The organism is Pseudalkalibacillus sp. R45 (assembly GCF_052246725.1).
Taxonomy (GTDB): Bacteria; Bacillota; Bacilli; order Bacillales; family Fictibacillaceae; genus Pseudalkalibacillus.
Genome location: NZ_JBQQCL010000001.1, coordinates 112,975 through 138,946 on the forward strand (window position 1 = coordinate 112,975; position 25,972 = coordinate 138,946).

At 42.3% G+C, this 25,972-nt stretch carries 23 protein-coding genes; 7 read left to right on the forward strand and 16 right to left on the reverse strand.

Annotated features, from left to right (window positions below):
• Nucleotide 1: 1 nt before the first annotated feature.
• Nucleotides 2–2,950 (reverse strand): bifunctional diguanylate cyclase/phosphodiesterase, encoded by a 2,949-nt coding sequence (locus tag ACTWQL_RS00600; protein WP_443140504.1) that lies wholly within the window; start codon nt 2,948–2,950, stop codon nt 2–4.
• Between the two features lie 191 nt (nt 2,951–3,141).
• Here ACTWQL_RS00600 and ACTWQL_RS00605 point away from each other — a divergent pair, with 191 nt between their 5' ends.
• Nucleotides 3,142–3,729: a superoxide dismutase family protein gene (locus tag ACTWQL_RS00605; RefSeq protein ID WP_443140505.1), complete on the forward strand. Its 588-nt coding sequence runs from the start codon at nt 3,142–3,144 to the stop codon at nt 3,727–3,729.
• A 481-nt stretch (nt 3,730–4,210) separates the two neighbouring features.
• Here ACTWQL_RS00605 and menC read toward each other — a convergent pair whose 3' ends face one another.
• From menC to ACTWQL_RS00635, 6 genes are all read right to left on the reverse strand, one after another.
• Nucleotides 4,211–5,320 carry an o-succinylbenzoate synthase gene (gene menC / locus ACTWQL_RS00610; protein ID WP_443140506.1) on the reverse strand — a complete coding sequence of 370 codons (1,110 nt, stop codon included), beginning with the start codon at nt 5,318–5,320 and terminating at the stop codon, nt 4,211–4,213.
• On the reverse strand, nt 5,310–6,794 hold the full coding sequence (locus tag ACTWQL_RS00615; protein ID WP_443140507.1) for an o-succinylbenzoate--CoA ligase: 1,485 nt from the start codon (nt 6,792–6,794) through the stop codon (nt 5,310–5,312). The genes menC and ACTWQL_RS00615 overlap by 11 nt, the downstream gene beginning before the upstream one ends.
• Before the next feature lie 98 nt (nt 6,795–6,892).
• On the reverse strand, nt 6,893–7,714 hold the full coding sequence (gene menB, locus ACTWQL_RS00620) for a 1,4-dihydroxy-2-naphthoyl-CoA synthase (protein WP_443140508.1): 822 nt from the start codon (nt 7,712–7,714) through the stop codon (nt 6,893–6,895).
• Between the two features lies 1 nt (nt 7,715).
• The gene (gene menH, locus ACTWQL_RS00625; RefSeq protein WP_443140509.1) at nt 7,716–8,537 is read right to left on the reverse strand and encodes a 2-succinyl-6-hydroxy-2,4-cyclohexadiene-1-carboxylate synthase; all 822 of its coding nucleotides are present in this window, start codon (nt 8,535–8,537) and stop codon (nt 7,716–7,718) included.
• The gene (gene menD, locus ACTWQL_RS00630; RefSeq protein ID WP_443140510.1) at nt 8,527–10,278 is read right to left on the reverse strand and encodes a 2-succinyl-5-enolpyruvyl-6-hydroxy-3-cyclohexene-1-carboxylic-acid synthase; all 1,752 of its coding nucleotides are present in this window, start codon (nt 10,276–10,278) and stop codon (nt 8,527–8,529) included. The genes menH and menD overlap by 11 nt, the downstream gene beginning before the upstream one ends.
• Nucleotides 10,275–11,678: an isochorismate synthase gene (locus ACTWQL_RS00635; RefSeq protein WP_443140511.1), complete on the reverse strand. Its 1,404-nt coding sequence runs from the start codon at nt 11,676–11,678 to the stop codon at nt 10,275–10,277. Before ACTWQL_RS00635 ends, menD begins: the two co-directional genes overlap by 4 nt.
• Before the next feature lie 433 nt (nt 11,679–12,111).
• On the opposite strand from ACTWQL_RS00635, the gene ACTWQL_RS00640 reads away from it, so the two are divergent.
• Both ACTWQL_RS00640 and ACTWQL_RS00645 read left to right on the forward strand, forming a co-directional pair.
• Nucleotides 12,112–13,023 (forward strand): 1,4-dihydroxy-2-naphthoate polyprenyltransferase, encoded by a 912-nt coding sequence (locus tag ACTWQL_RS00640; protein ID WP_443141435.1) that lies wholly within the window; start codon nt 12,112–12,114, stop codon nt 13,021–13,023.
• 142 nt (nt 13,024–13,165) lie between these two features.
• Nucleotides 13,166–13,552 carry a hotdog fold thioesterase gene (locus tag ACTWQL_RS00645; RefSeq protein ID WP_443140512.1) on the forward strand — a complete coding sequence of 129 codons (387 nt, stop codon included), beginning with the start codon at nt 13,166–13,168 and terminating at the stop codon, nt 13,550–13,552.
• A gap of 431 nt (nt 13,553–13,983) precedes the next feature.
• On the opposite strand, the gene ACTWQL_RS00650 is transcribed toward ACTWQL_RS00645, so the two are convergent.
• A complete protein-coding gene (locus tag ACTWQL_RS00650; RefSeq protein ID WP_443140513.1) occupies nt 13,984–15,345 on the reverse strand; it encodes an ABC transporter permease in 1,362 nt (453 codons plus the stop codon).
• Nucleotides 15,342–16,034, reverse strand: a complete 693-nt coding sequence (locus ACTWQL_RS00655; RefSeq protein ID WP_443140514.1) for an ABC transporter ATP-binding protein — start codon at nt 16,032–16,034, stop codon at nt 15,342–15,344. The genes ACTWQL_RS00650 and ACTWQL_RS00655 overlap by 4 nt, the downstream gene beginning before the upstream one ends.
• A 238-nt stretch (nt 16,035–16,272) precedes the next feature.
• On the opposite strand from ACTWQL_RS00655, the gene ACTWQL_RS00660 reads away from it, so the two are divergent.
• Nucleotides 16,273–16,470, forward strand: a complete 198-nt coding sequence (locus ACTWQL_RS00660; protein WP_443140515.1) for a hypothetical protein — start codon at nt 16,273–16,275, stop codon at nt 16,468–16,470.
• Nucleotides 16,471–16,600: 130 nt separating this feature from the next.
• Here ACTWQL_RS00660 and ACTWQL_RS00665 read toward each other — a convergent pair whose 3' ends face one another.
• Complete coding sequence (locus ACTWQL_RS00665) at nt 16,601–17,851, reverse strand: S8 family peptidase (protein WP_443140516.1); 1,251 nt, start codon at nt 17,849–17,851, stop codon at nt 16,601–16,603.
• 332 nt (nt 17,852–18,183) lie between these two features.
• Entirely contained in the window at nt 18,184–19,206 is a 1,023-nt protein-coding gene (locus ACTWQL_RS00670; RefSeq protein ID WP_443140517.1) for a MoeB/ThiF family adenylyltransferase, read from the reverse strand.
• A gap of 237 nt (nt 19,207–19,443) precedes the next feature.
• On the opposite strand from ACTWQL_RS00670, the gene ACTWQL_RS00675 reads away from it, so the two are divergent.
• Nucleotides 19,444–19,623, forward strand: coding sequence for an H-type small acid-soluble spore protein (locus ACTWQL_RS00675; RefSeq protein ID WP_443140518.1), 180 nt, complete (start codon nt 19,444–19,446; stop codon nt 19,621–19,623).
• A 234-nt stretch (nt 19,624–19,857) separates the two neighbouring features.
• On the opposite strand, the gene ACTWQL_RS00680 is transcribed toward ACTWQL_RS00675, so the two are convergent.
• The 4 genes from ACTWQL_RS00680 to ACTWQL_RS00695 form a co-directional block, all read right to left on the reverse strand.
• Nucleotides 19,858–20,496 carry a response regulator gene (locus ACTWQL_RS00680; RefSeq protein WP_443140519.1) on the reverse strand — a complete coding sequence of 213 codons (639 nt, stop codon included), beginning with the start codon at nt 20,494–20,496 and terminating at the stop codon, nt 19,858–19,860.
• A complete protein-coding gene (locus ACTWQL_RS00685; protein ID WP_443140520.1) occupies nt 20,480–21,541 on the reverse strand; it encodes a histidine kinase in 1,062 nt (353 codons plus the stop codon). The genes ACTWQL_RS00680 and ACTWQL_RS00685 overlap by 17 nt, the downstream gene beginning before the upstream one ends.
• Before the next feature lie 12 nt (nt 21,542–21,553).
• A complete protein-coding gene (gene liaF, locus ACTWQL_RS00690) occupies nt 21,554–22,294 on the reverse strand; it encodes a cell wall-active antibiotics response protein LiaF (protein WP_443140521.1) in 741 nt (246 codons plus the stop codon).
• 863 nt (nt 22,295–23,157) lie between these two features.
• Complete coding sequence (locus ACTWQL_RS00695; RefSeq protein WP_443140522.1) at nt 23,158–23,520, reverse strand: hypothetical protein; 363 nt, start codon at nt 23,518–23,520, stop codon at nt 23,158–23,160.
• A 144-nt stretch (nt 23,521–23,664) separates the two neighbouring features.
• Here ACTWQL_RS00695 and ACTWQL_RS00700 point away from each other — a divergent pair, with 144 nt between their 5' ends.
• Both ACTWQL_RS00700 and ACTWQL_RS00705 read left to right on the forward strand, forming a co-directional pair.
• Nucleotides 23,665–23,850, forward strand: a complete 186-nt coding sequence (locus ACTWQL_RS00700) for a cold-shock protein (protein ID WP_261130634.1) — start codon at nt 23,665–23,667, stop codon at nt 23,848–23,850.
• Nucleotides 23,851–24,079: 229 nt separating this feature from the next.
• Entirely contained in the window at nt 24,080–24,355 is a 276-nt protein-coding gene (locus tag ACTWQL_RS00705; RefSeq protein WP_443140523.1) for an HU family DNA-binding protein, read from the forward strand.
• A gap of 150 nt (nt 24,356–24,505) precedes the next feature.
• Here ACTWQL_RS00705 and ACTWQL_RS00710 read toward each other — a convergent pair whose 3' ends face one another.
• Complete coding sequence (locus tag ACTWQL_RS00710; protein WP_443140524.1) at nt 24,506–25,306, reverse strand: SDR family NAD(P)-dependent oxidoreductase; 801 nt, start codon at nt 25,304–25,306, stop codon at nt 24,506–24,508.
• Nucleotides 25,307–25,972 lie beyond the last annotated feature (666 nt).

The following is a 25,972-nucleotide window of genomic DNA, read 5'->3' on the forward strand; positions in this document are numbered from 1 at the left end:
TTTATAAAACAGTGGCTTGTTTTTCTAAGAGCAGCTCTTCTAAAATGTTGTTTTTCATCGGTCTGTAAAAATGAAATCCTTGTACTTCATTACATGCCTGATTTTTCAAGAAAGCGAACTGTTCTTCTGTCTCGACCCCTTCAGCCACAACTCGCATTTTCATACTGTGTCCAAGTGTGATGACAGCTCTAGCAATCGCTGCCTCATCTGAGCTCTTTTCAATACCTATTATGAAGGACTGGTCGATTTTCAACGCATGCACATGGAACTTTTTCAAATAACTAAGTGACGAATAACCTGTCCCAAAGTCATCGATGGCAATCCTGACACCCATCTGTTCGAGAGCATCAAGGCTCTGGACGATACTGTCCTCGTACTTCATCAGTGTACTTTCAGTGATTTCAATCTCGAGCCACCTTCCATCTAACTCAAGTTCCATGAGCACCTCTCGTATGGACGCGGCCAGATTGCGTTGAAGAAATTGCCTAGCTGAAAAATTGACAGCCATACGAATCGGCTTAAATCCTTTTTCCTGCCAACGTTTATTTTGCTTACAAGCAGTTTTCAACACCCAATTGTCGATCTGGACGATCAGTCCCGTCTCTTCGGCTAAAGGAATGAATTCACCTGGAGAAATCATTCCCCACTGTGGATGATTCCAACGAACCAATGCTTCGACACCAATGATTTCACTCGTTTTCACATCGATTCTCGGTTGGTAATGCAAGGTAAGCTCATCGTTCTCAATCGCCTTATGAAGATCATTCTCCAAAACGAGCCGCTCATAATTGTTCTCCTTCATGGATGGACTGTAAAATGCGTAGGCGTTCCTGCCTTGTTCTTTAGCCCGATACATCGCCATATCCGAATGAACAAGCAAAGTTTCGACATCCTCCCCATCATCTGGATATATGGAAACCCCCATGCTTAACGATATCCTGAACTCATGGCCATCAATGATGACCGGCTCAGCGAATAGCTCTGATATCCTTTTCGCTAATTGTGAGAGATCGGATATATGGGCGACGTCTGGAATCAAGATTGTAAATTCATCACCACTCATCCGGTAAACCCCTCCCTTTTGGCCGATCAGATGTTTAAGTTTCTCTGCCACTAGAGAGAGTACCCGATCTCCAAACGCATGCCCTAACGAATCGTTAATGACCTTGAATCGGTCCATATCTAAAAACAACACACCAGCTATCCTGTTTTTGGACTTGCGGCTTTTCTCAATGACCATTCCAAGGTCCTCCTGAAACTTTCTCCGATTAGGGAGGTTTGTGAGGGCATCATGAAAAGCCATGTGTTTAATGGTTTCTTCAGTCTTTTTCCTTTCAGTGATATCACGTGCGACAACGACTACCTGTTTAACATTATCGTCTTCTGTAAGCACAGGCATCGCTCTTGCTTCTATGACAATAAAACTTCCGTCTTCATGCTTATAGCGGCACTCGACGTCCTGCCTCTTCTTGGTTTGGAACAATGTTTCGAAACTGTGTTTTACAATATTCCGGTCCTCTTCATGAATATGGGCCAGAAATGAATTACCCAATAGCGGTTCCCTTCCAAAGATATTTTTATAGGAAGGGGAGATATAGATCACATTCCCTTTCCAATCAAGCATGACGATCAGGTCGGACATGTTTTCTGTCATCAGACGGAACCTAGCTTCGCTTTCTTTCAAGGCGAGTTTCGTATTTCTTTGTTCAATTGCAAGAACAGCAAGGTCCGAGTACATCTTTATAAGCCTTTCATCACGTTTAGTCGGTGTCCTATTTTTCAGGCTGTAAATGGTCATGATCCCGAGCAAGTTGTTGTTACTTGAAAGGATTGGCATCACCCAATAAGCACGAATATCATGCTCGGATATAAAATGGTTAAGATGCAGACTTAAAGGATCGTCTTCAATATCTTCAATAATGACTGGTTCTTTCGTGCTGGCTGCTCGCCCACAACCGCTAAGGTTTTCTCCGATCATGATTTCAGAAAGCTGCATGGAATAGCGCTCATCGATCGATGGGGCTGAAGCAAGCTCGAGAACATCTTTATCGCCTGCGTATAGATGGATTGCACAAAGGACACTATCTATATGGCTTTCCACCGTTTTAGCCGTTACTTCTAAAATCTCTTCTAGGAGGATATCCGTCGCAATTAATTCGAATATGCGTTTCTGACCGATTAGCTGGGACTCTGTTTCCTTTTGTTCCTGGATTTCATAACTTACACAGACGATTTCGTTTTGCCCGGGCTTAGGTGATACGACATTCATGCGCTGATTCACCCAAAATGAACTGCCTTCCTTGTGGACGAGACGTACTTCAATCCCTGAGGACGACTGTTTTCCGTCTATCAATTTTTTTATGTATGAATGGAAATACGTCTTATCACGAGGATCAACGAGGGACGAAAAAGGTTGCCCGACAATATCATTGTTGCAGTACCCTAGCTTCGATGCCCCCGTCTGGTTGAATGATACGATTGTCCCGTCCTGCTCTAATGTAAAATACATCGAAGGCGTATTTTCATATAAATACTGATATCTCTCTTTACTTGATTGCAATTCTGCTTTGATTTTCTTTTTATGCGTAATATCCCGCACTGCTGCCAGAATGTGTGTACACTGGCCATTTTCATTCAGGATCGGTGTTAAGATCGTCTCACCGACCATCATCGATCCATTGATTTCCGTTTCAACTTCATAGTAATAAGGCTCTTTCGTCAAATAAGCAATTTCATACGGCTTTTGAAGGTCTTCGAAGACATCTTTCGGCAATACATCTTCCATCAGTTTTCCAAACGAACCTTCATCCACACCTGAATATTTAAGTGCTGAATCATTTGCTGTTACGTATCTGAATCTCGGCCCATTCTCTACAGCCATTAAAAAGACCATGTCTAAGAAACCATTAAAAATTGCACGTAAATGTTCTTCTTGAATTCGATTAAACATAGCGTCAAATCCCCTACATCTTCTTTTCTTGCCTCTTTAAGGCTCTATCCTGAAATCATTCTCCTATTTAAATTATCGGCAAAACCATAAAAATTTCGAGTGGGAGATGGGTGGATATAGTTGTTTTTACATAATTATCCTTGTTTTGTGAAAAATAGAGTAGACATAGTTTGGAAGAAGGAGTGTACAAAATGAAAAAATTCATGTTATCAAGCTTCGCATCACTATTAGCTCTAGCGAGTCTGACCGCTTGTGGGATGCAAGAGAATAATGTTCAATCCAATGAGTCAACTGAAGTGAACAGTTCGAAGATTGCAGGGGAAGAGTCTCGCTTATTCAGGATGGTAGACATCTATAACGCGAAAAAAGAAAAAATCGGCCAAGCACAATTAGCTGAAACCAATGAAGGTGTAATGATCAAATTGAAAGCTTCTAATCTTCCTCCTGGACCACATGGGTTCCATATCCACGAAACCGGTAAATGTGTACCACCTAAATTCGAAAGTGCAGGGGGACATTTCAATCCTACAGACAAAAAGCATGGGTTTGAAAATCCAAAAGGATTCCATGCTGGAGACTTGCCAAACATCAATGTAGGCAAAGACGGCATGATTTCTGTAAGTGTTGTTTCCAAGCATGTAACACTTCAAAAAGGAAAACCGAACAGCTTACTGGATGAAGACGGCAGCGCCCTCGTCATTCACGAAAAGGCAGACGACTACAAGACAGACCCAGCAGGCAACGCCGGAGACCGTATCGCATGCGGTGTAATCAAGTAAAGAAAACTTGGCAAAGCCAAGCCTTGGTGCAGGCTGAGCCTTAGTTGCTCTTATACTAAAGAAAGTATTTTATACTTTCTTTAAGTGTAAGAAAGATCTGTGTACCAGGCACCGAAAATGAGCCCAATGGTACCAAGGGATCTCGTTCGGTGCCTGGCACCGTTTTGAAACCCCTGGTATAAAAGGATTCTTAATCGGTGCCCGGTACATTATTTAATTGATTCAGTAGTATAAATAATACTAACGGACACCAGAGCTCTTGTTTGATGAAATTCAACGCAAATTTGCATCAATCTGCATAAATAACGGCTCTGGTGTCCGTTAATTTTTAGAAACCCACCTTTTTGCTCCATATAAGGGCTCTCATGTCCGTTAGAATCCTATACACCTCGAATTTTCGTTAAAACATTACTCTCTTTGATATTGCGAAGAAAAAGACTGACTTTTTGTCGTCAGTCCCTCGTCATATATACCTTGATTTTTATCTAAAGCTCACTTTCTCAACTGTGTATCGTTCCAACAACTCCCGATTCACTTCATACCCGATCCCGGGTGCATCCGATACTAAGACTTTTCCATTTTCCAGTTCAATTTCGGGTCTGATAATGTCCTGTTCCCAGTAACGTATAGACGCGGTGATATCTCCGGGAATCTCAAACCCAGCAAGTGATGCAAGAGCAATGTTATGCGCCTTCCCGATACCAGATTCAATCATACCACCAGCCCAGACTTTCACATCCTGTTTCTGACAATAATCATGAATTCTTTTCGCTTCCATCAAGCCGCCTACTCGGCTGTGCTTGATCGCAATGATTTTACAACTACCAAGGGCTATCGCAGTCTGTGCAGCCTCAAATGAGGTGATGCTTTCGTCTAAACAGATCGGCGTCCTCAGAACCTTCTGCAACTCAGCATGCTCTACGAAATCCCTTGCTCCTAAAGGCTGCTCAATCATCATCAAATTAAACCGATCCATTTCTTTCAGGCGTTCCAGATCATCCGACCTGTAACTTGAATTTGCATCCGCCATCAATGGTGCATCTGGGAAACGTGAACGGCCAGCCGCAAGCACATCCAAATCTTCCCCGGGTTTTATCTTCAATTTGATCCGCTTATACCCGCTCTTCAACGCTTCTTCGATTTTAAAAAGAAGGTCATCCGTACGAGCTTGCATCCCGATTGCAATCCCTACTTCTAGCTCTCGTCTCGTTCCGCCTAAGACATCAGCCAAAGATCTCCCTTCCGACTTCGCGTAAACATCCCACAAAGCAGTTTCAAGACAGGATTTTGCCATATGATGACCCCGGTAACGGCTGAAAACAGCAGATAAATTCTCAGGGTTGGAAAATTCTTTCACGTCCAACATATCCGGAATGAGAAACTCCTCCATCATAGAAAGGCAGGTGTCAGTGGTTTCCTCGGTGTACCAGGGGGTATCGAACGCTGAGCATTCTCCCCAGCCGACAACACCATCCGCAGATTCCACCTCTACAATCAATAAGGATCTGTCACTGACCGTGTTGACTGCTGTTACAAACGGGCGCTTTAATGGCATTTCAATTTTATGGATGGTCACCTTTTCAATCCGCATATTCATCGCCTTCTCTAAGAAAACTGTACAAATCTTTCCGTAAAATTTTATTGGAGGCGTTCCTTGGTAATTGTTTGATGAACCGCACCACTTTTGGAACTTTATATCCTGCCAGGTGCTCCTCACAGTAATCGATCAGCACTTCACCAGAGACCTCCGCACCTTCAGCCAACACCACAAAAGCTGCAGGTACCTTCTCCCATACCGAGTCGTCGATTCCAATCACTCCAGCTTCAGAAACAGCTCCATGTCCAAGCAAACAAGCTTCAATTTCAGCAGGATAGACATTTTCACCACCAGAGACAAACATATCCTTCCGTCGATCCAACACATAAAGGAATCCTTCATCATCAAGATATCCGACATCCCCCGTTGCGAGCCAACCGTCCTGGATCTTATCGGTGTTGATCGCTGGCTTCTTGTAATACCCTTGTGTCACATTCGGACCTTTCACAAAGATCTCACCTTCGCGGCCACGCTCATCATCAGCGGAAGGAACAATCTTCACCTGTGCTGGAAACAAAGGTTTTCCTGCGGATCCGAGCTTCCGGAAACTGTTTTCTGGTGCCAACGTCACAATTTGGGATGCTGATTCAGACAGCCCATACGTCTGAAAAACAGGAATCGCGTTCGCTTCACATCTTTTTAAAAGAGGAAGAGGTGCCGGTCCGCCTCCTAAAAGCATACACCGGAACGGACTCGGATAGGCCATGAAGTTCTCTGAATCGAGCACCTTGCTGAGCATGACACTTACGACGGAGGCAATGGTTACACCGTCTTTTTGGATCGATTCATTGAACGCGACAGGATCAAACGTACGATGAAGGACCATCGGTATTCCATAGATCACACTTCGCATCACGATCGAGAGTCCGCTAACATGAAAAAGTGGAACCATACACAACCAGCAATCATCATCACGGATACCGAGGTTGAGCGCAGAACCTGTCGCACTCCACCAATGATTCCCATACGTCAACATGACGCCTTTCGGATATCCTGTGGTTCCGGAGGTGAAAATGATCGAATGCAGATCGTCCAATCGTATGGTATCGTCCAGATCCTCATCAACTTCTTCCGCTGCTTCAATTTCCATCAACGTAACGATTTGATTGAAACGGAGGTCCTGTGCCTTATCGTGATGCACATCATCGACGATCAACCATTTTACATCTGCATCTTCAAGCTGATAATCCAGCTCAGAGGCGGACAACCGTTTATTAAGCGGTACGGCAACTACCTGAAGCGAATGGAAGGCATGGATAAGAATGACGGTTTCTGGATGATTATCCATCAAAAAGCCAACGTGTTGACCTTTGTGCACACCCAACTTCAATAGTTTCCGAGCCATCCTTTCCGCTGCTCTCTGTAAGTCCCGATAGCTCCATTTCTTCTTTTCAAAAATGAGGGCTGTCCGCTCAGGGGTTAAATAAGAGCGCTGATCAAGCCAGTTTTTCATTTCCATCTCTGCCATAGGTACCACTCCATCATAAAATAAAGCGTTGTTATGTAAGGTTGAAAAAGGAGCTGACCAAAAAAGTCAGCCCCCAACTTATTTATAAAGAAAACGGATCAAGGGAAACGAGGGAATTGTTTAAAGTCCGGTTTCCGCTTTTCTTTAAATGAATCGCGTCCTTCTTTCGCTTCATCAGTGGTGTAGTAAAGCAATGTTGCATCTCCACCTAGTTGCTGCAGGCCAGCAAGTCCATCTGTATCGGCGTTGAAAGAAGCCTTCAAGAAACGAAGTGCTGTCGGTGACTTTTCAAGCATTTCTTCACACCATTGCACGGTTTCTTCTTCTAATTTTTCAAGAGGCACGACTGTATTGACAAGTCCCATATCTTTCGCTTCTTCAGCATTGTATTGACGGCATAAATACCAAATTTCACGCGCCTTCTTATGTCCGACGATACGCGCAAGATAACCTGCACCATAACCAGCATCGAAGCTTCCAACTTTCGGTCCAGTTTGGCCAAAGATTGCATTGTCTGCCGCAATCGTCAAGTCACAAACAACGTGAAGGACATGTCCGCCACCGATCGCGTATCCTGAAACCATCGCAACGACAGGCTTCGGAATAACACGGATCAAGCGTTGTAAATCAAGGACATTCAAACGAGGAATCTGATCATCACCGACGTACCCGCCATGACCACGTACTTTTTGATCTCCTCCGGCACAGAACGCTTTGTCCCCTGCACCTGCAAGAACGATTACACCGATATCAGAATCATCACGCGCATATGCAAATGCATCGATTAATTCATGGACCGTTTTCGGACGAAATGAATTGTGTACTTCTGGTCGATTGATCGTAATTTTTGCGATTCCATTGTATGTTTCATAGATAATGTCATCGTAGTTTCTTTCTGCTACCCATTCTACTGCTGCCATGCTAAACATCCTTTCTATTATGTAGTTCATCTACTATTATTTTAGCAAATTGTTCAGGCTGCTCAAGGTGGATGGTATGACCCGCCTCTTCCACAACTACCATTTTACCATTTGGAAGCTTTTGCATCATGTCTTCTGCAATCCTGTAAAACTTCTGATCAAGTGCGCCGACGATCAGAGTGGTCGGGATCGTAAAATCTGAGAGCCTGTCCCACCATGTTGGCTGCACGCCTGTCCCCATTCCACGCAAACTATTCGTCAATCCAACCTCTGAATTGTGGAGGCGTTTCTCACGCAGAGCTTTCCGCTCTCTCTCTGACAAAAGATCCTTCTGGGTACTGAACAGCGGAATCGCTTCCCAGAAATCAACAAAAGCATCTATGCCGTCCTTATCAATTCGATTGGCGAGTCGTTCATCATTATGCTTTCGGGCATTTCTTTCTTCTGTTTTCTGCAACCCAGGGGAACTGCTTTCCAACACCAGATGCTTGACTCGATCAGGATGCATCATCGCGAATGAAAGTGCAACTCTTCCACCTAGAGAATACCCTAAAACGTAGCCGCTTTCAATCTTCAAGTCTGCTAAGATCTGATTCAAAGCTCCAGCTGTCTCCTCCATCGAATATTGTTCGATCTCTTCAGGATGATCCGTATTACCATGCCCGATCAAATCCACTATGATCAGCTTGAAATCGTCTCCCCATTCCTTTTTAAAAGGAGTCCAATCTGCACCTGATCCGGTAAAACCATGAAGAAGGAGCAACGGATCCCCTTCTCCGACTGTTTCCACATGATATCCGATACCGTTCACATCAATTTTCATTGATATCCGCCCACTTTTCGATTGCTTCACTTACATTTTTCCAATATTCCCTGTGCAGCCGTACATTTTGTCCACGATCTGTTTGAAGTTCAATAACGTCCAATCCATCTGAATCAAAGCTCATCGAACACGCTTCATCAAACGCACCCCAGCTTTCGACAAGCTGGTAGCGCCCGCCATATGTTCTTGTCGCATCACGGAACGAAATCCCTGTAGGTGTCCCGAACAGGTCTTCAAAATGATCAGGATGTTCTGCCTGTGGCAAAAAGGAAAAAATCCCCCCGCCACTATTGTTAACCAATATGATGGTTAAGTTTAGCTTATGGAGTTTGGATGCGAGCAGACCGTTCATATCATGGTAAAAAGAAAGGTCTCCAATCACAAGGACTGTCCTTCGACTAGTGGCTGCCACACCAAATGCCGTCGAGATGACACCGTCAATCCCATTCGCACCACGATTAGCGAGAGCTTCGATTTCTTTATCCGTTTTACCAAAAAAGCTATCTAAATCCCTGATCGGCATACTGTTTCCGACAAAAAGAGCTGTCTCATCAGGCAAGAGCCGATTGAGTTCTGAAAAAACCTTTCCTTCAAACAGTTGATCTGTTTCCACAAATGCGTCCCTCTCCTGCAGCGCAAGCTCATTTACAGTCTTCCATTTATTCATCCAGTGTGATTCATCTCTGCGATATTGGAATCTTGAAGTGATTTGATAGGAAAATTGTGCAGGGTCTGCATAAATCATCCTGCCTCCCGAGTGTGTCGGGTCACGCCAACCTTCCCCTTCATCAATTGTCCAGTATGCACAGTCCTTGTGTTTCTGGACATACTGCAAGTAGGATTTTGAAACTGGCATCGCCCCGAATCGAATGACCACATCCGGGGTCCATTCCCGGACGATTACACTCTTCAAGATTGCGTCGTAGTTCTCGATGATCGTGTCTTTGGAATGAGATCCGCTCCGTAAAGGTGATACCGGGTCTGCTAAAATTGGGAACTTGAGAACAGCAGCTAGTTCTTTTATCGAGGAAATGGCGTTTTCGTACTGTCCCGGGCCGCAAACGATCAACCCATTTTCAAATTCCTTCAATTGATCAATCAAAATATCATAATCGGCATCCGATAAATCGCGTTTCCCTGTGGTAAAGGATAGAAAGGAAGTGTTCTTTTTCCCTGAATCAAATGCTTGTTCATCCTGATAACTCGGAACGAGCGGCTCACGGAATGGAAAATTCAAATGAACCGGTCCTCTTTTTTCATTCATAGCAATCGCTGCTGATCGTGCAGCTTTCGTACGGACATATTGGATCAGCTTCGGATCATTATCCGGCAGCGCCATCTCATGGAACCATTTCACATATTTTCCGAACATGCCAATCTGATCAATCGCTTGAGGCGCACCGACATCTCTCAATTCATGCGGACGATCAGCAGTCAATACCACTAATGGAACACGTGACTCATGCGCTTCGACAATCGCCGGATAATAATTTGCCGCAGCAGTCCCTGACGTACAGACAAGCGCTACAGGCTTCTTTTCCACTTTTGCGATACCGAGGGCAAAAAAAGCTGCTGAGCGCTCATCCACGCTCAGCCAAACTTTTATATCCGGATGCTGTGCAAACATGAGCGCCAGCGGTGTGGAGCGTGATCCAGGACTGATGACGACATCCTGGACCTCCACTCTGTTTAATTCATCTACAAAAGCTCCAACATAAGCTGTCAACGGATCTAATGTCATGCAGTGGATCCTCCTAGAGCTGTTAGCATCGGCTTGAGTTTGATGAGTGTTTCTTCATACTCACTCTCTGGATCGGAATCACTGACGATCCCGCATCCCGCAAACAATGATGCGTAATTATCCGTAATCAAACCAGAACGGATCGCAACGGCGAACTCCCCTTGATCAAAATGATCGATCCACCCAATCGGTGCAGAATACCAGCCACGGTCTAGCCGTTCAAACTCGCGGATGATTTCCACCGAACGAAGCTGCGGAAGCCCCCCTAATGCTGGGGTCGGATGCAAACGATCTACAACATCGAGAAAAGGGATATCCGTCGCTTTTTTGACTTTTACCGGTGTATATAAGTGCTGGATATCACGTCCTTTATAAAGAGAAGGTTGATCAGGGACATCCACTGAACCCGCAACCTCTTCCAATGCGCCACGGATCATCTGCACCACATAATCGTGTTCTTCACGATTTTTATCATCGGAAAGAAGCTCATTACCTAAACGCTCATCTTCTTCATGATGAGAACCGCGCTTGATCGAACCTGCCAGACAAGTCGATAACAGCATATCTTCCTGTTTTCTGACAAGGCGTTCAGGGGAAGCTCCCACGAAACATTTATGTCCACGCTCAAAAGCGAAAATGAAGCTGTTCGGCTGTTGATCCCTTAGATTGATAAGTGTATCGAAAGCTGAGATTTCAGAGTCTGACTGTGCGATGACTTCCCTTGCTAATACTACTTTATCGACTTGTCCCTCATTAATCATGGAAGTGGTTTTGACGACCGTATCCTTCCATTGTTCAGGATCAATTTCAGTTAAACTCAGGTCTCGGCTTTCTGTTTGATCCAACGCACATTTCTTCAATAGCTCAGCATTTTCACGAACACCCTTTTCAAAAAGTGTTTGAATATCCGAGTCAGCACTTACAAACAGATTGGTGGTCAAATACGCATTATCATCGATTAGCGAGAACATATGGACTGGCAGTACAAAGCTTGCATCTGCGTAATTGGTCCATAACGGAGTCTTATCTTTAAGTGTATCAAATGAAAAACCCCCCAAAAGCATTGGGCCTGTTCCATAAACATATGTGGTGTCATAATCATCGAGCTGGTGATCGACAATCCCTTTCCACTGTTTTTTGATTTCTGAAAAACGATCCTCTCCATCCACATCCAAACGAAGTGCCTCACCGATTCCGACAAGGCTTAACTTACCAATTGAATCGGACCAGAAGGATCGTTCACCTTTATATATTGAACTGCCATTTTTAAAAACGATGAGCGGGTCAATCGTATCAACCTGAATTCTTTGACTGACAAGAATTTTATTTCGAGTCATTTGTGCTTTTTGTTTGGCACGCTCCAACCTCTCGAGCAATTCATGTTGTTTAACAACTGCCATGACATTCCCCTCCAACATCCTCCGACGTCTATATCTATCTAAAAGGCTTAATGTTGATAAGAAAAAGTGTTAAAGTGAATTCATGACCCTTCTGCGGGAAGGTAAGACAGACAAGCCCAAGAGTGAGCAGGCTTGCGGATCACCGCGGGAAGGAGTGAATTTCGCAAAAACAACTTATTTAAAATAACGCCTTAAAAAATGATTTGAATGAACCTATTGATATTCCGATACTATTATATAGGAAAAAGGCTTGTTTTTCCATTGTACACGATTCACAACTGTTTCCAGCTAATGTTGTTGACACCCATACTGTCATTGCATACACTTAAAATGGTTAAAAATACGGTTAGAACCGCTTTTCAGCGTTCTTAAAGATAAAGGTGAACGAATCATTATGGAACAATACTTTACAGACCCATCCAACCAAAAAGAAATGCCGAAAATCATCGAATCCAAGTGGAAAATCTGGTATCGACAGCTACGCCCACACACACTGACTGCGTCATTCATTCCTGTATTTATCGGGGCAGCTCTCGCTAATTTCTACACAACATTAAACTGGTTGCTGCTTATTGCAATGCTTGTTGCATCTATGTTGATTCAGGCCGCTACTAATCTATTCAACGAATATTATGATTTTAAACGTGGTCTCGACACATCAGACTCTGTGGGAATCGGTGGCGGTATCGTCCGCGATGGGATTTCACCAAAGACAGTCCTGAATGTCGGACTTGCTTTCTTCCTTCTTGCCATTTTGCTTGGAGTCTATATCAGTGCAACAACCTCGTGGTGGATCGCCGTCATCGGTTCGGTTTCGATGGCTGCAGGATATTTCTATACAGGAGGCCCATACCCGATCGCTTATACGCCGCTTGGTGAAGTGGTTGCAGGATTTTTCATGGGATTTGTCATCATCCTGATCTCATTTTATATTCAGACTGGTTTTATAACGACAAATAGCATGCTGATTTCCATCCCTATCTCCATCTTGATCGGCGCCATCCTGATGGCAAATAATATCCGCGATTTAGAAGGAGACAAGGAAAAAGGAAGAAAGACATTGGCTATATTACTTGGACATAAACGAGCAGTCCAATTCCTCGGCGGTATGTTCGCCTTTTCATTCGCCTGGATTCTGACGATGATTTTCACCGGACAAGCTTCGTTCTGGCTGTTGATCGTCCTTGTCAGTATTCCGAAAGCGATCAATGCAGTCAAGCTGTTCCATGGGCAACGCGAATCATCAAAAATGATGCCAGCGATGATTGCGACAGCACAAACGAACACAGTATTCGGGTTTGCATTGACTGTCGGTCTGATTGTGAGCTATCTCCTCCAATATTAAAAATTAGCTCGGCTGATCTATAAGTGTCTAAGTCTCTCCGCATTTGACAACATTTTAGAAAAATTGTGTTTTTGAGGCAAAATGTTGTATTAGAGTTTTCTGACACTTTTCTTTTTGGCAGCCGTCATTCAAGGGGTGCTGTATGGACTTATCTAAAACACTTGTAAATGCATTAGGAATGGAAGTAATCGAGGCAACGAAGGATTGTGTGAAAATTACGATGCCCGTCGATGAACGGACGAAGCAACCAATGGGATTTTTACATGGCGGTGCATCTGTTGCGCTTGCAGAAACCGCCGCTAGTATCGGTGGAGCATTGAATGTCGATCTGGAAACGCAGAATGTTTTCGGCATTGAAATTAATGCCAATCATATCAAAAGTAAGCGGGATGGCCTCGTTACAGGAACCGCACTTCCCGTTCATAAAGGCAAAACAACGATGGTCTGGGAAATCAAAGTGACTGATGAAAACGAAGAATTGATCTGTATATCGAGGTGTACAATCGGAGTAGTAGAGAAAAAGAAATAGCAAATAAAGGGGCTGGGACAAATGAACTTTGTTCAATAGATAACCCGAACAATTTGTCCGGGTTTTTATTTATTCCGCTTCGTCAACATCCTTCGCTTTCCGCGGGCACGGCCTCAGCCTCCTCAGAAAGCACAGACCGCTTTCTTGCGGGGTCTTCGACTCGTGCTGTTCCCGCAGGAGTCTACGGATGTTGCCTACGCTTTTCGTCTTTCATTTTATCCATATATTTTATTGTTCGACTTTTCTGTTGGCAGTTATAGTTTTGTCCCAGCCTCTTTTATTAACAAAACCAAATTTAGAAGCTATTCTATCAAAAAGCTATTCGATTCAACTGTTTTTATGCAGATAAGGTCTCTGGTGTCCTCTAAATTCATGAAACCAGACTTCTAGGTCGCTTTCTCATAAGAATTCCCCCTAAATAACTTCCTCACTCACACTTCCCTTCTCATCGCTTTCAATACATCTACTTTCGTAGCGCGTTTAGCTGGTCTGTGTCCAGAGATGATCGTCACGAGCAGACAAATGCTTACGCAGATCAAAGGCAGCGTCCATGGAATATGTGAAAATTTGAAATCCCCTGGAATCGGTTCACCAAACGCATTACTTAATATAATCGGCAACGCCCAATTGACCGCAAATGTGATCAAATAAGCGACAATCGTTCCAAAAAAGGCTCCAAGAAGTCCGATATAACTGCTTTCAATCAAAAAGATCCGCTTGATCGTCGATGGATTAGCACCAATCGCCTTCATGATGCCAATATCAGGTGCCCTTTCTGTGACAGCCATCGTCATCGTATTGTAAATGCCGATCGAGGCAATGAGGATCGCAATTGTTCCAATGAATATCAATCCACTCTTCACAATTAAGAAGACCAAATTGATTTGTTCCATTTCATTTACCACTGAATAAGTGAAATAATTCTTCTCTTTCAGTTCTTCTGAAATCGCTTTAACATTTTCAGTATCATCTGCAAAAATAGCCACCTGATTATAGACTCTTTCTTCCCTATTTTCTAATGAAGGTCTATGTTCTTCAGGTATGTCAGGAGTAACAATCATTCCATTTGGCGTACCTGTGAATGCTTCGATATCTGCTAAAACTTTTTCTGAAATGAATACGTTCTGATCCCTCATCCATTCTCTTGTCGGCTTTTTCCCAACGCCTACGACCTTAAGTTGGATGATCTTGCTCTTTTCTTCCCCATCTTCATATTTCATGACCTTCATGTCCAAAGTCTTACCTATAAGTTCACCATCGTATGCGTTGCCTTCTTTTACGGTTCCATCTTCATTAAGCGGAGGAGGTTCTTCCCCATTCCACTTTGCTAAACTGTTCGCAAAGTCATAGCCGATCACCACTTCATCGTCTGATGCAGGCAATCTCCCCTCTGAAAGTTCAAATCCCGCCTTTGTTTCCGAGGGATAATCCACAACAACAGGTGTGCCCTCTGTACGATATTCTCCTAGGCGAAAATCACCTTGTTGTTCAACCTGCTGTCTTCTTGTTACTGTCTTTACATGGTCCACAGATTCGAAATAGTTGATATCCTCCATCGTAATTCCATTAATTCCTTCTTCTCCATTCATTTCTTTTCCATGGACCTGGATTTCAGTCATCAGCCGATCTTGTGTAATTTCCTCAACGATTGATTTTTGTAGACCAAAACCGACTGATGCCAGCACGATCAAGAACGCGCAACCCATGGCGGTAGCGAGAACCGTCATGAATATACGTGTCTTGTTTTTCTTCATATTTTTACGGACGAATTGAAACTGATCTTTGAACCTCATGATGCATAAGCCTCCTCATCTAGCGCGCCATCGACGATTTCAATGACGCGGTCTCCAATTTGAGCGACCTTATCATCATGAGTGATGATTAAGAAAGTGATGCCCAACTCATGATTGAGCTGCTTGATAAAATTCAGCAGTTCGTCTTCCGTTTCACTGTCCAAGCTTCCTGTCGGTTCATCAGCGAGAATGATCGGCGGATTTAATATCAGTGCTCTCGCAATACTGACACGTTGCTGCTGACCGCCGGAAAGTTCACTTGGATAGTGGTCCATGAACTTTTCCAATCCTACCTTTTTGAACATCTTTTCAGTTTGTGCTTTTCGCTCTTTCTCCTTGATCCCTTTTAAGGTTAGCGCCAACTCCACATTTTCGAAAGCTGTCATGCTCGGAATCAATTGAAAGCTTTGAAAAATGAAACCAAGATTATTCAAGCGGAAATCTGCCCATTTACTTTCGTTAAAATCAGTAACCTTATGATTATCGATGAAAATTTCACCTTCAGTTGGTTGAATATAGCCACTTATTAAATTAAGCAAAGTCGATTTCCCTGAACCGCTTCGACCGACAATGGTCACGATCTCACCGGCGTTAACTTTCAGATTTATATCATCCAGCACAGGGATCACTGTTTCTTTGCCCTTCTTGCCAATCTTGAACTGATGGCTGAGTCTCTTAACTTCGATCATTCATTTCCCCCCAATTTTCTATAACCCTCACAGATAAAGACGTATTTTATGTAAAATAGTTCAATAAAAAAGGCTGTTTTTCGCAAACTTTGTTGCTCTTGCACTTAAAGAAAGTATAAGGGCAACTAAGGCTCGACCTACAAAAGGCTTGGTCTCGCCAAGTTTTCTTTAAAAGTCGTTGGTTTCCGCTCCAGGATGCTCGCTTTCCGCGGGGCGTGCGGTGAGCCCACTCGTCGCCTTGCTACCTCAGGAGTCTCCTTTTCAAGGAAGCATTTGTGCTCCTGCGTCTACAAGAAAGTCCTGTCGAAGCGAGCTTCCTCGTCGCATACCTTGCCAGGAGATTATTCAGGTAGTAGGCACGCTGATCCCGCAGGACAAGGAAAGCTTCGGCAGTGTTACATCGCACGAAGAAAATGCGATTTTCATTTTCGAGTAGTCTCGCACCTTGCTCTCCAATCAACTTGCACAAGTGATTTTTTAAAAATGACTCAAAAGCAACAATCTATTAGAAAAGAGAAATAAAAAAACTGACCTTTTAAAGGCCAGTTCCTTGTGAATGCAATCAGTTATTGAACTGTCGGAAAGCCGAATCCAGAAGCGATATCGTCACCATTGGCAGCATCTTGTCCACCAAGGATGTCATTAGCTTCTGCACGGTTTTGAAGTTCAGTTCTAAGAGCTGAATTCGATAATGATGGGTTCTCTGCCCAGATTTTTGCCGCTAAACCAGAAACGTGAGGTGTTGCCATGGAAGTTCCACTGATCGTATTATAAGCGCCATCCTTCCATGTCGATTCAATTGCTCTACCTGGGGCAGAAACTTCTACATCTCTTTCCTGGATGACATAATCACCATCTGTAGCAGGATTTCCGCGCGATGAGAAATCAGCTACACGGTAGGTACCGTTTTCTTGGACATCTTCAAGTGCTGCAACTGCCACCGCGTCCACAAGTCCACCAGGGAAACCGATCGTATCAGGATTCGGTCCGTCATTTCCTGCAGCAGCAATAACCAATGCGCCGTTATTCATCGCATAAGTTACCGCATCTGAAATAAGAGCATCCTTTGAGCTGGATCCTAGTGACATGGAAATGACGACATTCACACCAAGACTGTTTCCTTGGTCAGCAGCATGCTTGATTGCATTTGCGATGTCATCGGAATAACCGAATCCGCTGTTACCTAACACTTTATATGCCCATAACTTAGATTCAGGTGCTACACCGTAAACACCTTGTCCATCAGCGCCGCCATTTGCTAATACAGTTCCGGCAACATGCGTACCATGACCGTTTTTATCATCACATTTCCCATCCACAATCGGAGAACGATTAGAACTGAAGTCTTTACATTGTTCTACGTTTTCAACCAGATCGACGTGATCAGTATAAGTACCTGTATCCAATACAGCTACTCGGACACCATCTCCGCCACTTGTCGCAGTAAGGTTGGAGTCGTTATACATCGCTTCCATTCCCCATGGCGTTTGATCGGAAGGTGTAGCCGTACGGCTTGCATTTTGACTAACTTTATCTAAAGAAACTTTATTGACAAGAGAAACTTCAAGATTCTTGTTCTTCTTCAGTCCCTCATATTGTTTTTCAGTCACGTTCGTCGTGAACCCTTTTTCCTTGAAATCCCATCGTTTACCATAGTTTTCTTTAGCAGAATTCAAAGCGTTCTCATTTGTGGAGGAAATCAAAACTCTCAACTTTTCGTTGGACTGGTTTTCATCTTGTCCGGCTGCAAAAACCCCTGACGCAAAGATCGATACCATCAAAACAGCCGTCGTCACGATTGACAATATACGTTTCATTATCCATCTCTCCCTTATTATCTAATGAAAACTTCTCTGTGGAAACTCTGGATGTATGTATTGATTGCAAGAACTATAGTTGTTGTAAAAACTTTAATTTAAAATTATTAACAACAACTATTTTCTAAAAATGACACCTCCTATCGTTTTTTGAATTTTCAATCAATAAAATAAGATTATCATAAATACGGGGGTAGTTGTATTGGGAAATTAACAGATAAAAGCGTAATAAATTCAAATAGATTCAAACACAATTTTCCCAACCTGTAATACTTTGGCAGTATATTTTCCCATAAAAAAAACGCCTTTCTCAGACGTTTTTCCAAAGAGAACTATCCAGATATATAGCGATTGTATAATGCTTTTGCTTTGTTAATGTCTTTCGTTCCATGAATCAAGACCCGATTATCTTTGAAAATGACCATTCTAGTGTCTTCGATTTCGACTTGTAATAAGTACTCATTGCTTCGAATCTTTGAAGTTAGTTGAGACAATTTGCTTTTCAGCCTATTTCGATCAATCGAAACTCCAGGTAACGGCCGGATTTGCACAGTGTCCCTCCCACATAAAACAGCTGTTTTCGAACTCAACCGCGCATCTAGGTAGGGATAGCTAGCTTCTGGACTACAACTCAAACATTCGGGATTTTTCAGACGCTCGACTTTTAACGACGTATACTGATTATGCCATAAATCAAAAAAGACAACCTTTTTTCGAAGTGCGTCAAAATCCTCGACTAATATTTTGAAGGCTTCGGAGACCTGATGAGCTGTCACCATTTGTACGGAAGGTGATATGATACCAGCAGTGTCACACGTATCACCACCTGATGGAATCTTTCCTAAAAGGCAAGCCAAGCATGGTGTTTCACCTGGAATGATCGTATACGTCAACCCATGGCTTCCTGTACATGCTCCATAAATCCATGGGATCCGCCACTTTTGAGCCGCATCGTTGATAAGCATCCGTGTTTCAAAATTGTCGGTGGCATCTATGATCAAATCTGCACCGGTTATTTGTTCTTCGATTGTCGCAGCGTTCGTCTCTTCTAATCTTTCATGGATAATAACATCTCGATTGATTTCTGATAGGCGTGTTTTCGCAGCAATAGCTTTCGGAATTTGGTTTTCCGCATCAACTTCTGTATATAACTGTTGCCTTTGAAGATTACTCCATTCAACGTAATCCCGATCCACAATCGTCAGTCTACCTATGCCAGCCCGCACCAGCATTTCGGCACAGCTTGACCCTAGTGCTCCAGCACCTATCAAAAGAACATGTTTCTCTCTTATTTTTTCCTGGCCCGATTGACCGATTTTTGAAAACCGCGTATGTCTGGAGTAACGATCATCCATCCTATTCATCTACCTTTTACCTAACCTATTTTCTTTCATCTTATCATACAACTTAAAAGCTTTAACAAGGTTGTAGCTTACAAATATGAATAAAACAATACAATTGATCAAAACTAGGAAAAGTTACATTAAGAAAACTAGGCTAAGCCAAGCCATAGCGCAGGCTGAGCCTTAGTTGCACTTATATTGAAGAAAGTATTTATACTTTCTTTAAATGTAAAAGGAGATGAAAAGACTATGAACGCAGGAAGAGCAAAACAAATATTGGAATCACCAAATGAAATCACTGTACATTACCGCGGAAACCCAGTCTGGATCCAACAAGTCGATGAAACTGGGAATACAGCCCGCGTCTACACAAGAGAGAATCCGGACAACGAAATGACAGTAAACGTCACTAACTTAGAGGAAGTATAAGAGAATATAAAGAAAACTTGGTAAAGCCAAGCCTTAGCATAGGCTTTGCCTTAGTTGCACTTATACTGAAGAAAGTATTTTATACTTCCTTTAAGTCCAAATAACCGATCCATAGACAGAACCGTTTCGATGTCCAGGATCGGTTTTCTATTTTCAGCTTTTTTAAAGATCAACCTCGAGGGTTTAAAAATTCTTTATAGCGAAATTCGCGACACTCCAGTGGAAACTTGACACTTAACTTGAAAGGTTGTGTCGATTCGCATAGATTGCAGCTTGTGTACGGTCTGAGACGGCCAATTTACTTAAGATGTTACTGACATGGGTCTTAACTGTTTTGATCCCAATGAATAATGTATCGCCGATTTCTTGGTTCGTTTTTCCTTCACCGATTAAAGACAGCACTTCAAGTTCTCTCTTCGTCAGTTCATGATGCGGCAATGATTCTTTCGTCCTGAATCTGTTCATCATTTTTTGCGCGACTTTGGACTCGATCACTGATTCACCTGCATAGGCTTTCTTGATCGTTTCTGATATTTCATCAGCGGAGGCTGTTTTAAGTACATAACTGAACGCCCCTGCTTCAATAGCTGGAAATACCTGCTCATCATCATAAAAGCTTGTGAGAATGATGATTTTACAATCCGGAAGAATCTTGACTACTTCTTTCGTTGCCTCGATTCCATTTCCATTTTCCATAATCAGGTCCATCAGCACGACATCCGGATCCAGTCCTTTCAGTTTTTGTACGGCTTCATTACCACTTGATGCTTCACCGATGATTTCAAAGGATGGATCTGTCATCAAATACGAGCTTAATCCCCTTCTTACCATTTCATGATCATCAACCAGAAAAAGCTTAATCTGATTTTCCAAAGCTATCATCCCCTTTTTCAATTGGAACTTTGACATCGATTGCAGTTCCCTGCCCCTTCGCAGATGTGATAGAGAAAATTCCGCCAATTTCATCACAGCGTTCTTGCATCGTTTTTAATCCGTAAGATGTTTTTTTCTTTTGTTTCAAGTCGAAGCCGACCCCGTTATCCCTTAAATGTATACGGATATGTTTCTGGTTGCTATCAAGTTTGATGGTGATTTTTGTTGCCTGAGAGTGTCTTAAGGCGTTCGCAAGTCCTTCTTGCATCAATCTGAACAAGTGGTCTTCAATCCCACGCGACAATTCAGGGATTTCATTTATTTCCGACTGGATTTCAATCCCGGATTTTTGTTGAAGCTCTTTTACTAGATCCCGGATACCGCTATGTAATTTTTCACCTGAGAGATCAATTGGGCGTAAATGTAAAAGCAACGCTCTCATCTCACCCTGCGCTTTATTCGCCATCTCCACGACTTGTTCGATCTGAGTTTTAGCTCGTTCAGGATGGGTTTCAAACAACCTCAATGCAGCTGATGACATCATATTCAGAGCGAATAACTGTTGACTGACAGCATCATGCAGATCCCGTGCCAACCGTTGCCTTTCCTCGATGGTTGCAGCTGTATGTACTTTTTCAGCGTATTCAGCTTTTTCATTCGCAAGTTTTTGTAAAGATTGGACTTGTTTTTGAATCTTTTCAGATAGCTGGTTAATTTCTGCAGAGATGACACCGACTTCATCCTCTTCACCATCACTGATTCGATAGTCATAATTTCCACGCGATAATTTGGTGATTCCTACTGAGATCTCGTTCAGACGATTGATCAAGCTTTGCCCTTTCCGAATACTGAAGTAGATCCCTAAGATGAATGAAAGGAAAAAAACAGCAATAGAAACCACGAGACTGATCACAATTCGATCAGCCGCGGGGTTCAAAAAATAGAGGATCTGAAATAGGAAGAAGATTAGAACAGTCGTGTAAACTGCATTCAATAAATGTGTTCTGTAAAAGAGTCTCCTGACTCCATTATGATTCTCACTCATTCCATCCTCTCCCTAGACCCGGTTTATTTTCAAATCCAAAACTTGAAACTTGAAATCAAATGTCAGTTTCCTGGTTGCTTCATCATAACCTTCTGTTTTATATTTTGCCTCTTTCAACAATCCGTCCTTTTTATAATTGCCGATTTTGATATCTCCGACCTTTGTGTTTGAGGTAACACAAAACTCGACATCTTCTGGAATCAGGATTTTAATATCACCCACCCATCCGCCTAATTGGATGGTCGTTTCTTTGTCTGGTATGAATGCCCGAGTGTAATCGAAATCAAAGTCAGCTACACCGTTCCATTCATCCATATCTTCTACATGCCAATTGTCATCCTTCATCGAAACGTCAGTGACAAAGTTACTTTTCGAATGTTTCTTTTTACGATTGACTGTTATTTTTGGCCCTCTTCCCCAAAGCATCCGAATTCCGATGTACACCAATAATAACGGCCATAAGTTAAGAATTTGTTCAAATCTGAACTCCATGAATCCTAAACGATCACCGACCAGCAAACCACCAATGACCGACAAAAACAAGCCCATGAACCAATTTCCCCGACGTCCTTTTGTGAACATCGCTTCCAATAACCACTTCAAACCAAGCAACAATATTACAAAAGGATACAAGAAAACAAACGCTTCATCTATTTCCATGGAAATCATACCCAGGTTGACAAGAAGCAACATGGATCCGATCAGCACAAAAATTACAGCTACTACAAATTGTCCTCCAGACCTCAATTTCATCTGACCACACACCTTTATCTTTTATGAAGGGTCATCTTTTAAAGTTAGACAAATGTTGCCATTCCCCTTCTTTTTTACTGTTAATATAAGAATACCTCGATTGCAAGAAAGCTAGAACAATCCAGGGAACGTATTCGTCTCCGTCTCAAGACTGAGATTTTAGAAAAATAGAGGCTCTACTGCGGTCGAAAGTCTGCTCCTGTCCGAGGATTGTACTGGTTCGGACAGGGTTTCACTTTCTATAAAAGGATTGCCTTTAAAGTAATGGGTACTGTTTTGATGTATAAAATCAGAATTCGTAACCAAAATCTCAGGACGAATAGCAACGTATTCACAGACAGTTTCACAAAGGAATTCACAAGAAAAGAGCTCACTCAAATCTGAGCTCTTTTCTACTTTATATTGTTGAGGTGCTTGAAAACCCCCGATAATTGAGGAAGAATGACTAATTCATAAACCTAACGGACACAGGAGACCTTATTTCTATAAAATATTCATTTACACTAAACTTAACGGACATAAGAAACCTTATTTGCTCCAAAATCATCAAAAACAATCTACTTTTTAACGAATAGCGTCTCTGGTGTCCGTTAGCATCCCGAAATTAGCGTTTTTGTCACAGATAACGGCTCTCCTGTCCGTTAATACCAAAAATCCCAGCTGACAACCCTTATTTCAGAATCCCTGGCCGTTTGTTGAATCACGATCAGGTTTTATTCATACCTATAACATATATTTCTAGCGACCTTTGTTATACCCAGACAATCACACAACAAATCGCAGGAGAATCACACACCTTACATAAATTGTGCAAAGCAGAACTTGTTACTGTAAAAGCCCCACCCTTCTGATCGTTCATTTAATCATGTGAAAACAATGATCCAAACAATGATAAAAGCTAGGTCCAATCCAAGCCATGTCCAGAACCAAATCTTCGAAATCGTATTACACCCTCTATTTACATATAAAAACATCCCTGGTGCCACGATCCAAGTGATAAATAGAAAAAGACTCAAGAAAAACTGTACAATTGAGGTGAAATTGAATTGATCAAATGCTGCAAGTAATAGGTAAGTCGGGACAAAAAGAATAATTGGAACAAAAACACTCCAAATCCAAGCTCTAACGCGATAAACTTCAAAATACTTCCGGTTGTTGGCTAGAAATCTTTGGATATCACTCCAGATTTGAGTGAACGATACTGTAACTTTATTCGATAATTCCATTAAATTCGCCCCCCTAATGTTATAATTAATATGTATGATCCGAAACATTTCATTACCTTTTTCACATTAACCTTGAACTTCTGAACTATATTATTTTGTGAAATTGGTTATAATAGAGATACTAAGATAAAGAGGGTGGAAGCAATGGCATTTTTCTCAAAGAATCAACAAGAACCAATCCCTGAAGTGGAAACGAAAGTTTGGAGCTGTACAAACGATAATTGTTCTGGATGGATGAGAGATGGGTTGACGTTTGATTCTGAACCAGCTTGTCCACTCTGTAGTTCACCGATGAAGCCGGAAGTGCGAATATTACCGGAACTATCATAAACTCATTTACAGGAAGGAAGATCCTTTTTAGAGGATCAACCTTCCTTTATTTTTTGTTTTTATTGTTGATTTTCACAACATCCATTCAATTACCCCAAGCGATCCGCATTTTTACCGTCCTGGATATTTTTTCGATTTTTTTTTAGGAAGGATGTATATAAAAATCAAAACCGGCAAGAATGGTAGATACATAATGTTCTATTGAACAATATCCAAGGAGGAATAAAAAATGAACAAACGTGATTTGATTCAACAGGTTGCTGAACAAACAGGATTATCCAAAAAACATTCTACTACAGCTGTCAATGCAGTTATTGATGCGATTACTCAAAGACTAACAACAGGAGAAAACGTCCAACTGATCGGGTTTGGTAGTTTTGAAGTCCGTGAACGCCAAGCAAGAAAAGGACGTAATCCACAGACAGGTCAAGTCATTCAAATTCCTGCAACACGTACTCCAGCATTCAAGCCTGGGAAACAGCTGAAAGAAGCAGTAAGAGCATAGCTTGTCAGAATAAAGAAAACTCTGGCTTTGCCAAGCCTTTGGCGCAGGCTGAGCCTTAGTTACGCTTATACTGAAGAAAGTATTTTTAAACTTTCTTCAAGTGGAACAAATAAGGGACTATACCGACTAGGTTAGTCCCTTTTGCTTTTTCTACCGCATGACACTTCCACCAGAAATTTTAACCGATTCTCCGATAATGTTTGGAGCTGCATCGGTAAGCAAGTATGCAATCGTATTGGCAACTTCCTCTGGTTGGGTCAATTTCCCTGACGGATATTCATTTTCGATACATTTCAATTGTTCCTCAAAAGAAATCCCGTTACGCACTGCCCTCTTTTCAATTGCTTTGATCCCCATAGGTGTGTTCACATAACCTGGACAAACCGCATTGACTCTTACTCCGTTTTCAATCGCTTCCAAGGCGAAAGAATGCGTGAATCCAATCAGTGCGAATTTAGAGCCAGCATATGCCGTATTCCCATAGGTTCCTCTTAAGCCTGATAGCGACGAAACATTGATGATGGCCCCACCTTTATGCTGTTTCATACTTTGATAGGCGAGTTTTGTCAACATAACTGCTGACGTGTAATTCAGATCCATGATGAATTCCAACTCGTCCTTCGACGTATCATCAACAATTCCACCACCAGCTATTCCTGCACAATTCACCAAGGCATACACTGGACCAAGCTTTTCAATCGCCTTATCTACAAGATGCTTTTGTTCAGTTTCACTCGTCAAGTCGGCTATATGTAGATTAATATTGTCCGGTGGTGTATATTCTGTAAGTTCTTGTTTCAACAGGTCCAACTTCTTTTCATCTCTCGCGGTGATTGTCACTTTTCCACCCATCTTCACTACAGCTTTGGCTGTTTCGCTCCCAATCCCTCCGCTTGCACCAGTCACAATAACATGTCGATTCTCCAGTGCATCAATTGAAAAAACATTCATCGCCGCCGCTCCTTTACCTTTTAAAAAACTTAAAAATCAAAAGTTTTAATTATGGATTGGACCGACACATTGAAAGACTAAGCTCAGGTGGTGTGAAAATGTTAGAGCCGTTCCCTCATGATGAGCCGATCCTCGTTGAATCCACAATCTGCTGGTATCTATAAACAATAACAATTTACCCTCAGTTTCGTGGATATAAACCAATGATGAATCATTTACCGAAAAAATGTTCATATTTATTCAAACCACGTTGACATTTCTATTTATAGTGTTCGGCGGCCAGTGCTGTTTTAAGTTCTTTTCACAAGGCTATTTTTGCAAGGCTATTTTACAAAATTTGTAGCTAATGGAATTTTGTAAAGGAAGGTGCTGAAAGCTTATGGTGAAAATATTTTAGAAAACAGCCCCATGAAATTCAACTTAAATTTCAAAAAACACAAAAAAAGAGTGCAAGCTACGAGAGCTTGCACCAAAAAAGGTATGGGCGGTGTCAGAGTTTTAAGGGGATTGTCTACTTTAGTATAACACGGTGCTAAAGTGTTTGTTATTGGGAAAACAATTAAAAATACCCCAGAAAAATCGATGGCTGCTAACAAAAATTTTCCCAACTTTCCTACCCACAAAAAACAACGTAAAGGTATCCGGGTTTATAGTCTTTTTGTATTA